The sequence below is a fragment of the Streptococcus sp. ZY19097 genome, assembly GCF_040731245.1.
GTDB lineage: Bacteria > Bacillota > Bacilli > Lactobacillales > Streptococcaceae > Streptococcus > Streptococcus orisratti.
In genome coordinates this window covers 262,615-273,767 of sequence record NZ_CP160400.1, presented here as the reverse complement: position 1 = coordinate 273,767, position 11,153 = coordinate 262,615, and the positions used below count along the sequence as shown (strand labels likewise).

Sequence of the window (11,153 nt, the reverse complement as noted above, 5' to 3'; positions counted from 1 at the left end):
TTATTATATCACTTATTTTTGATTTGTAAAGCGGTTTCTAAAATTTTTTTAAGCATTTAGAAAATTGATTCTTCTGAATATGATAGCTTTTCCTTATCAAGTTGATAGAAAATTCATATTATTCATGTTATTTACCGTGTGCTAAAATAGTCACAAATTTAGTTAAAGGAGTAGTCATGTGAACTGGGAATTTATTAGGCAATCTATCCCTCTCTATCAAGAAGCCTTCTTACTGACATTAATCATCGCTTTTTGGGGAATCCTAGGAGCCTTCTTTGTTGGACTCCTAGTCAGTGTTATCAGGCATTATCGAATCCCTATTTTGCAACAACTCTCCACTATTTACATTGAGTTTTCTCGCAATACGCCGCTTCTTATCCAATTATTTTTTCTCTACTTCGGTTTTCCAAGATTGGGAATTATTCTCTCCTCTCAGACCTGCGCCATCATTGGTTTAATTTTTCTTGGAGGCTCTTATATGGCTGAGTCTTTTCGAAGCGGTTTTGAAGCTGTTCCCTCCTCCCAGATAGAACTAGCTACCTCTATAGGCCTATCTCCGCTACAAAGTTTTCGCTATGTCATTTTACCACAAGCCTTAGCTATTTCTCTTCCCTCCTTTAGCGCCAATATTATCTTCCTCCTGAAGGAAACTTCCGTTTTTTCCGCTGTTGCTTTGGCAGACTTGATGTATGTCGCAAAAGACTTAATTGGACTTTATTATGAAACAGATGAAGCTTTGTTTATGTTAGTTATTGCCTACCTCATTTTATTGTTACCAATTTCTTTAGCATTTTCACTTATTGAAAGGAGGTTGCGTTTTGCAGGGTTCGGGAATACAAGTACTCTTTCAGGGAAATAATTTTTTACGCTTACTCCAAGGAATGGGAATAACCATTAGCATCTCTTTACTTTCCATCCTATTTTCTCTCATTTTTGGAACTATTTTTGGTGTTATTATGACCTCTGAATCAAAAATTATTCGCTTATCCTCTCGTATATATTTGGAATTTATCCGAATAATGCCACAATTAGTTCTTCTTTTTCTAATTTATTTTGGTCTTGCGAGAGCTTTTAACATCAACATTTCTGGAATGACTTCCGCAGTAATTGTCTTCACTCTCTGGGGGACTGCTGAAATGGGAGATTTGGTCCGTGGTGCCATAACGTCACTACCAAAACATCAAATCGAAAGTGGTCAATCACTAGGGCTAAGTACCTTCCAACTTTATCGCTATATTGTCATACCACAAATTCTTAGACGGTTGATTCCTCAGTCAATCAATTTGGTTACGCGTATGATAAAAACAACATCTCTGGTTGTTCTCATAGGTGTCGTCGAGATGGTCAAGGTAGGACAGCAAATTATTGACAGTAATCGGTTGACTATTCCAAATGCTTCGCTTTGGATATATGGAACCATTTTATTCCTCTACTTTGCCATTTGTTTCCCTATTTCAAAACTTTCTGTCTATCTAGAAAAAACATGGAAGGAGTAAAATTCATGCCTGATACTATACTTGAACTTGAAAATATTAATAAATCATTCGGATCAGTAAAAATTATCGATAACATTTCTCTAAAAATAAAAAAAGGAGAAGTTCTCGTTATTCTAGGCTCATCAGGCTGTGGAAAAAGTACCCTTCTACGGTGCATCAATGGGTTAGAGAACATTCAGTCTGGCAATATTCGTCTAGACGGACAGTCCTTAGTAACAAATCAACCAAACCAACGCTTCCTTCACCAAAAAATAAGCATGGTTTTTCAAAATTATGAACTTTTTCCTCACCTAGACGTTTTGCAAAATCTTATCTTAGGACCTACAAAAGTTCAAAAACGTAATAAAGAGGAAGTTATTTCTGAAGCTGAAAACTTGCTTCAGCGTGTCGGTTTACTTGATAAAAAGCACTCTTTTCCTAGACAATTATCTGGTGGTCAAAAACAACGTGTGGCAATTCTCCGCTCTCTTCTTATGCAACCTGAACTATTGCTTTTTGATGAAGTAACAGCTTCCCTAGACCCCGAAATGGTCCGTGAAGTACTTGAACTTATTAGTGAACTGGCCAAAGAAGGACGAACTATGATTATTGTCACTCATGAATTGCAATTTGCCCGTGCCATCGCTGATCGTATTATTTTCATGGATCACGGAACAATTCTAGAAGAGGGTTCTGCCACCAACTTTTTCAATAATCCACAGTCTCAACGAGTTTGGGAATTTCTGTCAGTCTTTAATTTTGGTGAATTTAATTAACTTAGAACTTGTATTTATTCATAAGTGAAGTGTTTTTATATAAGAGATAGTTTTTTCGCTAATCAGGGCAGGTTTTTGAGGGAATACTGACTGTATTTTTAAAAAAACTAACGACGAGTAGCTGAAAAACTAGCCTTAGATAGAAGTGCTGAACTGTAAATACAGGTTCTTGCGTAAACTTTACCAAAATGCGTTTCTAACATAACTAATTAGCACTTTAGGCTTGCGCCTTTGCCATCTATTTTACAAGGAGATTTATCATGAAAAAATTAAACAAAGTTTCACTTGCTCTCATTTTAGCACTCTCACTGATTTTGACAGCTTGTACAAAGCAAGCATCACAAACAAGTCAGGCGGCTACTAGCAGTTCAAAAGCTCGGACTATCAAACAAATTAAAAAGAGTGGCGAACTTCGCATTGCTGTATTTAGTGATAAAAAACCATTTGGCTATGTTGATAATAAAGGAAATTATCAAGGATATGACGTTTACTTTGGCAATCAATTGGCAAAAGATTTAGGTGTCAAAGTAAAATATGTTCCAGTTGATGCCGCAAACCGTGCTGAGTATCTTATCTCAAATAAGGTTGACATTACACTTGCAAACTTCACTGTTACAGAAGAACGCGCAAAACAAGTTGATTTTGCTCTCCCTTACATGAAAGTTTCGCTGGGAGTTGTCTCAAAAAATGGGGACATTACCAAACCTGAACAATTAAATGGAAAAAACCTGATTGTCAGCAAAGGAACAACTGCTGAGACCTATTTTGAAGAAAATTATCCTGAAGTAAAACTCCAAAAATACGACCAATACAGTGATGCTTATCAAGCCCTTCTTGACGGGCGTGGGGATGCTTTTAGCACAGACAACACCGAGGTCCTAGCTTGGGCGCTAGAAAATAAGGGATTTGAAGTCGGTATTACTTCTCTTGGAAATGTTGATACTATTGCTCCAGCGGTTCAAAAAGGAAATAAGGAGTTACTTGATTATATCAATGATGAAATCAAAAAACTCGGTGAAGAGAATCTCTTCCACAAAGATTATGAAGAAACACTCCACCCTGTTTATGGTGATGCTGCGAAGGCTGACGATTTAGTCATTGAGGGAGGCAAAGTTGACTAATAAATCTATTACCAGATATAACAACCTATCCCAATAGATACTCAATTAGTACTGCCTCTAGTCCTAATTCATCTTATAATAGGTCAAGTTATATTCATTCCTACTCTCATTGAAAGAAACAAATGATAACCGTTGTTGTTCACAATGATTAACCAACAGCACCCCGATCATAAGATTGCTTTCACAAAAATTAGTTGAACAACTTCCTTAAGAGAAATGTTACAACGACAAATCACTGACAGAAGTTGTTCTTTATTATAGATATTAAAAGCATGACTAATTCAAAATTAGTCATGCTTTTTCTTAATTTGTTTTAACTGTTAAACTAGGCGTTGACTCACGTTCAATAATTTTGTGAGGAATGATAAGTGTTTGGTTCTGCGAATTTTCCGCCTGTCCCAGTAAAACTGTTGCTGCTTTTTCTCCCAATTCATATGGAAAAATATCAACCGATGTTAACGCTGGGCTAGCAATTTTCGTGATCAAAGAATTATTAAATCCAAAAATAGCATAGCGATCAGGAGCAACATCTATTATTTTAAATAAACGTTGCAGACGAATAGCTTGAATATCATCACAGGCAATAAACGCTTGAACCTCAGGGTGGTCTGCTAAGAAGCTCTGCAATTTTGCTACATTTGCCTCATCATTTGTCCGTGATAGGTGTAAACTATAGTCTGTGAGTTGTTTTTGCGTGGCATAGGCGCGATAACCTTCATAGCGGTCAGACTGTACAAGTTCCTGCATATCTGTGTAAGCATAAACAATATGCCGATACCCTTTTTCCCATAAAAATTTCGTTGCATCTTGACTTGCTTGATAGTTATTATTATCAACATAGTGAATATTGGGTGATGGTGCATCATAAGCTTGCCCTACCACCACACTGGATACCTTTCGCTGTTTTTTTACCGCTGTAAATATCGGATCCCCTTTTTTGGAATAAAGAAAAATAATTTTGTCTATATTCCCACTACGAATTAGCGTTTGAGTATTTTTTTCAAGTTCCCTATCACTGCGACCAGTAGCAAGACTGACCATATAATCATTTTGGCTACAAACACTAGAGATACCTTGGATAATTTGCATGAAGAAAGGATTATCTCCCAGAGAATCTTGATTTTCTCTCACTGGAAGGACAATACCAATAGTGTTAGTTTTGCGATTAACCAAATTTTGTGCTGAAAAATTTGGCGAATAATCCAATTCCGCCATTGCCTGACGAACACGCTCCTTGGTCGCTTCGCTTATAATGGAACTGTCATGCATAGCTCTGGATGCTGTAGATGTTGACACTCCCGCCAACTTTGCCACATCTTTAATTGTTACCATAAATCTTCTTTCTATTTTCTAGTAGTTATAGGATAGTCATTTTTCTGCCACCTGTCAAGGGAAAGAAGAAACGGGTAAATTCTCAAAGTAAGTTCTAGTTCCCGTCCTTCCAGAAGTTACTCTGAGAAAACTGCATAAAATCAACAGAATTTAGTCTCAGACTAAGTTCTGTTTTTGACTAAAAATGTTGATAATAGTGAGTTTTAGGGTTGAAAATGTTGAAAAAAAGGGTACACTAAAGTTACTGGCTCTGAGACGTCTCAAAGTAAGTTCTAGTTATCTGGAATTTGGGATGGGACAAGTTCCTTTCTATTTTGAAATTATTTTTTGATAAAACTAGCGATTATTTATCTAGTAATCGAGGGGATTGGATGACGTTCTCAGGGTCAATTTTAGTGATCCCCAAAAGTGTTGCCAATTCCTCACCGTAGGTAAATGTAAAGAGTTCATAAGCCGATTTTCCGTTGAAAGAAGCTCGTTTGACGCTGTTGACATGCGAACAAACCAGGTTGATGTCATCCTGTGTCAAGTTATCAAAGCTAGTTCCTTTAGGGAGAATGTCTCTGATAAGTGTATGATTCTTCTCAATTCTCCCCTTCTGATCAGAACGATTGGGGTCACAGAAGAAGAGCTTTGATTCACCACGAACATCCATTTCGATGTCGTCTACTCTGGCGAATTCCCCACCATTGTCGGTCAGAATGACAGGAAATATTTCGCAGAAGCTCATCTCCTTCTGATGTAGGTCGTTCTTGATAATGTAGAGGTGTTTAGCGACTTCATTGGCCGTTTTGTTGTCAAGTAATCGAGCGAAGATAAAGTTGCAGAAAGAGAGGTTGAAGGTGAGAAGCACCTTTCCGCCCATCCGTCCAGTAACGGTGTCCATTTCCAGCCAATAGCTGACGCCTTTCTCTGTGAGAAAGCGTTGGAAGTCCTCGTAAGACCGTCCTTCTTTGGCAGTTTTAGGAATGGGTTGGAGGTTTCTGGTTCTCCGCTTTCTGAATTTTACGACACGAGGGAAATCAATGGGCTTTTTGGACAGATAGCCTTTTTCAAGGTATCTGTAGATAGAAGCTCTGGATGCCGAAAGTTCATTTGAGTCGATGATGTGGTTGAGGTGTTGTCCCTTTTGGATGGCAGAAGAGACAATAGCGTCCATTTCATAGAATTCTTCCTTGTTTAGGGCAACGCCTGTTCTCGACTCCGAGAGCTTAGCTTCATAATCAAGCTGAGCTCTTTTGGCGTAGTAGAATTGTTTCTGGTATCCACAATTGGTTCTCTTTTTCGGACAGGCATTACAAACGTAGGGAGCCTTTTTGAGTAGAGGGCAAGCCTCACAATTAGATGTCACAGAATTTTCTTTAACCACTCGATTTCTCCGAACTTCTTTTGAAATTGTGGACGGATCTTTTCCTAGCTTAACAGCGATAGCTGAGAAGGACTTTAGCTGTTCAATTCCTATTTGAATATCATTGCGATCAGAGAGAGTTAAGTGTTTGTTTTTCATTGTCAGTTACCAACTTGTCCCATAGTAAGTTCTACCTTATTTTTTTGTCTCAGTCTAATTTCCAGTTTGGGTGTTAGACTAGAACTTACTTTGAGAATTTAGGGAAAGAAGAAACGAGAAAAATAATTCACCTAAATATTGACAGTTTTATATAAAAGTGATATATTTATAACAGAAAGAGTTAGAAATAATTAACATTTGGTCTATCGTAGAAAGAAGGGATGACTTATGAAAAAACATCTTTACAAACACTTACCATTTGCAATTCTTATTCCTCAACTATTTGTCATCTGGCTCTTCTCGGCTGACTCTAACCCTGTTTGGGTTAAACATGTCACCTTTAGCATCACAATTGCCTTGGTTATCATTATCTTCATAATTGTCAATACCGTCAAATTTCCTGATAAACCTGCTAAGTCTAACATTAAAAAAATGCCTCAGCAAAAACAAGAATTTCGCTGGACTTATTTGATACCAAGTTTGTCTATTATCCCAATTTTAATTGCTAGTGTCATGACCAGCTCAAATCCTATTAGTTTCAAGTTTGCTATTTTAGGAATCACGTTTGGTTTGATAGCTGTCATTTTCGCAGCTACTGTTTGGCTGATGAAGCGTCACAAAAAAGCTTAGAAAGGTTACTTACTAATGAAAAATAAAAAATGGCTCTACATTTCCTGGCTTCCCCTGATGTTACTCTTGTGGTTTCTATCGCCACAAAGTCATCCCACTTGGATAAAATCTATTATTTTCATTATCGTGTTACTGGTTCAAGCTGGCATTTTTTGGTTCATTCGTAGAGAAGCCTTTCAAGACTCAGAAAACCGCTATTTTGGACTAACTGAAAAACTCTACACGGTCACGCTCTTTGCAGCCATGGGCATCTACACAAAAGGTATTTGGGCCCTTACTCCAAATAGCAATCCTATCTGGATAAAGCATGTCATTTTGGGCTTGGGCTTACTGATTTTAGTTATTTTCTTCGTCTACTTTGCTTTCAAAAAAGTAGACGAAAAACCTGATGAACGCTTTTATGCTGACTTAGCTAAAGCTGCTTGCCTGACCTTGACCTTAATGTTAGCTTGTTTGATGATTTTGAGCGTCATCACCTTCTTTTTCCCATTTACTCTGACAGCTGGGATGGTTTTAATTTTCGGCGCAGTGATGATTTTAGTCTTTGATATTGCTTTCTTCCTCTTTGAGAAAAGAGGTGCTTAAGATGGCTAATATTGTCACTAATCTCAAAGAACTGCGTAAAGCCAAAAAAATGAGCCAACAGGAACTGGCGCAATTAGTCGGTGTCCGCAGAGAAACTATTGTTCACCTAGAAAACAACCGTTACAACCCATCGCTTGAAATGGCACTGAAAATCGCAGAGATTTTCCAGCTGCCTGTGGAAGATATTTTTCAACTGAATAAGGAGGAAGGCTCATGAAAACACAAACTTGCCCTTACTGTGGGGAAACTCAATTTGTGACAGCTAAGCAAAATAAAGGTTATGCTGGTATCTCACGTTCAGGTAGCGCTACTAGTCTAGGTCAATCGATCTGCCTAGAAATCTGCAAAAACTGTGGAACAGTTGTTCGATTTTTTGTCGAACATCCTGAAAAATTAAGTTAAGTTAAACAAAGAAGCTGTTCATCACAACAGCTTCTCAGAATGAAGACAAAGTCGTTAGAATTGTATTTCTAACGGCTTTTTCATGCGTAAAGTAATATAATAGAGATAGGAATCCAGTTAATAAGCAGAGGGAGAATCGCTATGTTACACAAAGAAAATCCAGATTACAATCGCGGTCAATTTGGTTTCTACAGTTTAGATGACCTTGTTCCTCAAGATCATCTCCTTCGTCAAATAGAGGAAGCTATTGACTTCTCCTTTATCTATGACTTAGTCGCAGATAGCTATAGCGATGAAACAGGGCGTCCTAGTCTTGACCCTGTTCTGCTCATTAAAATTCCAATCCTTCAGTGTCTCTTCGGCATTCGTTCCATGCGCCAAACCATTAAGGAAATTGAAGTGAACACTGCCTACCGTTGGTTTCTTGGTCTTCGACTGGATGATAAGGTGCCTCATTTCACTACTTACGGAAAGAACTATGTCCGTCGTTTCCAAGATAGACAGGTTATTGAAGGCATTTTCACCCATATCTTAGGGCTCTGTGTCAATGCAGGCTTCATAGATCCAACAGAAATTTTCATTGATGGTACTCATATCAAGGCTGCAGCGAATAACCGTAAATTCATCAATCGTGAAATTGAAAAGCAAGGCAAGTTTATGAGTGATCAGCTAGAGATTGAAATCAATAGGGATAGAGAAAAGCACGCAAAAAAGCCGCTAGGGCTCGCAAAAGAGCCGGAGCCCGTCGCTAAGAAAATTTCCACAACTGACCCAGAAAGTGGTTGGTTTCACAAAGGAGATCATAAAGAGGTGTTTGCCTATACAGCTCAGGTGGCTTGTGACAAGCATGGTTGGGCTCTGGCTTATAGCGTTGAGGCTGGCAATGTCCATGACAGTCAGGCCTTTCCTGCACTCTTCGCTAAACTCCAACCCTTTCAGCCTAGCTTTCTCATTGCCGATTCTGGCTATAAGACCCCAAGTATCGCTCGCTTCCTCCTAGAACAAGAGATTACTCCAGTCTTTCCGTATACACGACCGAGAGGAAAGAAGGGAAAACTGCGGTCTAAGGACTTTGTTTATGATGAATACTATGACTGTTATATCTGTCCTGAGAATCAGGTCTTAACCTATCGCACTACAACCAGAGAAGGTTATCGGGAATATAAGAGTGATCCAGCTATCTGTGCTACATGTCCACTCTTATCCATTTGTACAGAAAGCAAGAACAAGCAGAAAGTGGTAACGCGACACATTTGGAAAGAGGCTTTAGAAACCTGTGAAGAGATTCGACATCGAAAGGGCATGAAGGAGCTCTACCAGAAGCGCAAAGAAACCATTGAACGCCTCTTTGGGACAGCCAAAGAGTACCACAATCTTCGTTATACAAGAGAGAAAGGCAAGTCCAAAATGGAAGATAAAGTTGGACTGACTTTGGCGTGTTTAAATCTAAAGAAATTGGTAAAAATAAGGGCAGGGAAGCCTTTTTATATTGTACAAATACCCTCTATTTTAGTAAAAAGAGGCGATTTAAATTCTATAAACAGAAAAAGACAAACATCAATCGAGATATTTGTCTTCATTCTGAGAAGCTGTTCATCACAACAGCTTCTTTTTTACTTCATCAATTCCAAGGCATAGCTAGTGCTCGATAAAGCGTATAGTGGTGCGGTTTCAGCGCGCATGATACGTGGTCCTAAACCTATTTTTAAACCACCTTTTGATTCAAATGCTTCAATTTCTTCTGGCGAAATACCACCCTCTGGACCAAAGATGAAGAGAATTTTCTCTCCTGATTTCATTTGTGACAATTCACGCGCTAGAACAGCCGTCTCGCCCTTTTTGGCTGATTCTTCATAAGCAACGAAAATCTTGTCAAATTGCTCAAGTTCCGCTAGAAAAGCTGCTTTTTTCTCAAAGAGTTTAACTTGCGGGATGACATTGCGTTTAGATTGTTCAGCTGCACCTTGGGCGATTTTACTCAGTTTTTCTTCTTTTTTAGCTAATTTTTTACCGTCCCATTTGACCACAGACCAGTCAGCTGGGAAAGCCCATAGGGCTGCCATACCTAACTCTGTTGCCTTTTGGGCGACAAATTCCAGCTTATCTCCCTTAGGAAAGCCCATGGCAATGGTAACGGAAACGGGTAATTCAACATTGTCTGCCAGTTCTTCGATGATTTCAACAGATTGGCTCTGGCTGTCCACTACCCGTGCCAAGCGTTTGATGCCGTCATCAAAGACCAGGACAATCTGGTCGTCTGCCTGCAAACGCATGACAGAAAACATATGCTTGGCAGTGTCCTTATCGCTAATCTGAAAAATGCCCTGCGGTGCTCTGCCATTGACAAAATACTGCTGCATCCTAGCCTCCAATCACACCTGAGCGGTCAGCTGTTTTCTTGAAGATACAGCAATTCCACTCGCCCTGAATCATGTGGGTTTCGAGGAAGAAGCCAGCCGCCTCCGCAGATGCTCGCACCATGTCCCACTTGTCCGCGATGATGCCGCTCATAATCAGGTAGCCTTCGTCCTTGACCAGACGGTAGGCATCGTCCGTCAGATGAATGAGAATGTCCGCCAAGATGTTGGCAACGATGACTTCCGCTTCAATGTCAACGCCACGAAGCAGGTCACCTGCCGCAACATGAATATTGCTAGTGTGGGCATTGAGATCAATGTTTTCCTGAGCCACACGCACCGCCACCTCGTCCAAGTCATAGGCGTAAACCTCCTTGGCCCCCAAGAGGGAGCTGGCAATGGAGAGGACGCCTGAGCCTGTGCCAACATCGATGACCGTTTCGCCACCACGTAGGACCTGCTCCAAGGCAAAGAGGCTCATCTTGGTCGTCGGGTGAGTTCCCGTACCGAAAGCCATGCCTGGATCCAGGCGGATAATTTTCTCACCAGCAGTCGCCTCGTAGTCGGTCCAAGACGGTACAATAGTCAAATCGTGGGTAATGCGGGCTGGCTCATAGTATTTCTTCCAGTTGTCTGCCCAGTCTTCCTCTGCCAGTTCCTGACTTTCTAGGCTGACCTGACCCGTTTCCAAGCCAAAGCCAGTCAAAGCCGCCAGGCGAGTCGCCAAATCTGCCTTGATTTCCTCTATATCCAAGGTATCAGGATAATAGGCCGTAATCGCAATCATATCCGACTGCTCCACCTCGGGATAAAGTTCACCGAAACGGTCCTCCTGTCCCACATAGTCAGCTGAGTCGCTAATGGCCACCCCCTGACTGCCCGTTTCAATCATCAGATTTGAAACTGCTTCCTCTGCATCACGATGCACGTGAACCGTTAATTCTTGCCATGAGTTCATGTGTTATTAC

Annotated in this window: 12 protein-coding genes and 1 pseudogene; 9 read left to right on the top strand and 4 right to left on the bottom strand. The window is 40.0% G+C overall.

What is annotated here, in order from left to right; genetic code table 11:
- The first annotated feature begins 178 nt into the window (after positions 1 to 178).
- From ABZ559_RS01330 to ABZ559_RS01315, 4 genes are all read left to right on the top strand, one after another.
- Positions 179 to 859, top strand: a complete 681-nt coding sequence (locus ABZ559_RS01330; protein WP_273413593.1) for an amino acid ABC transporter permease — start codon at positions 179 to 181, stop codon at positions 857 to 859.
- The gene (locus tag ABZ559_RS01325) at positions 819 to 1,496 is read left to right on the top strand and encodes an amino acid ABC transporter permease (RefSeq protein ID WP_277290967.1); all 678 of its coding nucleotides are present in this window, start codon (positions 819 to 821) and stop codon (positions 1,494 to 1,496) included. The genes ABZ559_RS01330 and ABZ559_RS01325 overlap by 41 nt, the downstream gene beginning before the upstream one ends.
- Positions 1,497 to 1,501: 5 nt before the next feature.
- Positions 1,502 to 2,251 (top strand): amino acid ABC transporter ATP-binding protein, encoded by a 750-nt coding sequence (locus ABZ559_RS01320; RefSeq protein WP_367006990.1) that lies wholly within the window; start codon positions 1,502 to 1,504, stop codon positions 2,249 to 2,251.
- Between the two features lie 260 nt (positions 2,252 to 2,511).
- Positions 2,512 to 3,372, top strand: coding sequence for a cysteine ABC transporter substrate-binding protein (locus tag ABZ559_RS01315; protein WP_277290969.1), 861 nt, complete (start codon positions 2,512 to 2,514; stop codon positions 3,370 to 3,372).
- 303 nt (positions 3,373 to 3,675) lie between these two features.
- Here the strand turns inward: ABZ559_RS01315 and ABZ559_RS01310 are convergent, their stop codons facing one another.
- Both ABZ559_RS01310 and ABZ559_RS01305 read right to left on the bottom strand, forming a co-directional pair.
- Positions 3,676 to 4,704, bottom strand: a complete 1,029-nt coding sequence (locus ABZ559_RS01310) for a LacI family DNA-binding transcriptional regulator (protein ID WP_273413415.1) — start codon at positions 4,702 to 4,704, stop codon at positions 3,676 to 3,678.
- A 343-nt stretch (positions 4,705 to 5,047) separates the two neighbouring features.
- On the bottom strand, positions 5,048 to 6,211 hold the full coding sequence (locus ABZ559_RS01305) for an IS30 family transposase (RefSeq protein ID WP_367006987.1): 1,164 nt from the start codon (positions 6,209 to 6,211) through the stop codon (positions 5,048 to 5,050).
- Between the two features lie 228 nt (positions 6,212 to 6,439).
- Here ABZ559_RS01305 and ABZ559_RS01300 point away from each other — a divergent pair, with 228 nt between their 5' ends.
- The 5 genes and pseudogenes from ABZ559_RS01300 (at position 6,440) to ABZ559_RS01280 (ending at position 9,480) form a co-directional block, all read left to right on the top strand.
- Entirely contained in the window at positions 6,440 to 6,841 is a 402-nt protein-coding gene (locus tag ABZ559_RS01300; RefSeq protein ID WP_367006984.1) for a hypothetical protein, read from the top strand.
- 15 nt (positions 6,842 to 6,856) lie between these two features.
- The gene (locus ABZ559_RS01295; RefSeq protein ID WP_367006982.1) at positions 6,857 to 7,426 is read left to right on the top strand and encodes a DUF3796 domain-containing protein; all 570 of its coding nucleotides are present in this window, start codon (positions 6,857 to 6,859) and stop codon (positions 7,424 to 7,426) included.
- Position 7,427: 1 nt separating this feature from the next.
- On the top strand, positions 7,428 to 7,643 hold the full coding sequence (locus ABZ559_RS01290; protein WP_018377004.1) for a helix-turn-helix transcriptional regulator: 216 nt from the start codon (positions 7,428 to 7,430) through the stop codon (positions 7,641 to 7,643).
- Positions 7,640 to 7,828 (top strand): hypothetical protein, encoded by a 189-nt coding sequence (locus ABZ559_RS01285; protein WP_018377005.1) that lies wholly within the window; start codon positions 7,640 to 7,642, stop codon positions 7,826 to 7,828. The genes ABZ559_RS01290 and ABZ559_RS01285 overlap by 4 nt, the downstream gene beginning before the upstream one ends.
- A gap of 141 nt (positions 7,829 to 7,969) precedes the next feature.
- A pseudogene (locus tag ABZ559_RS01280) lies at positions 7,970 to 9,480 on the top strand (IS1182 family transposase).
- Here ABZ559_RS01280 and ABZ559_RS01275 read toward each other — a convergent pair.
- Positions 9,442 to 10,188, bottom strand: a complete 747-nt coding sequence (locus tag ABZ559_RS01275; protein WP_367006979.1) for a 16S rRNA (uracil(1498)-N(3))-methyltransferase — start codon at positions 10,186 to 10,188, stop codon at positions 9,442 to 9,444. The pseudogene ABZ559_RS01280 and the gene ABZ559_RS01275 sit on opposite strands and share 39 nt — an antisense overlap.
- A 1-nt stretch (position 10,189) precedes the next feature.
- Positions 10,190 to 11,143 (bottom strand): 50S ribosomal protein L11 methyltransferase, encoded by a 954-nt coding sequence (prmA, locus tag ABZ559_RS01270; protein WP_367006976.1) that lies wholly within the window; start codon positions 11,141 to 11,143, stop codon positions 10,190 to 10,192.
- Between the last annotated feature and the right edge of the window lie 10 nt (positions 11,144 to 11,153).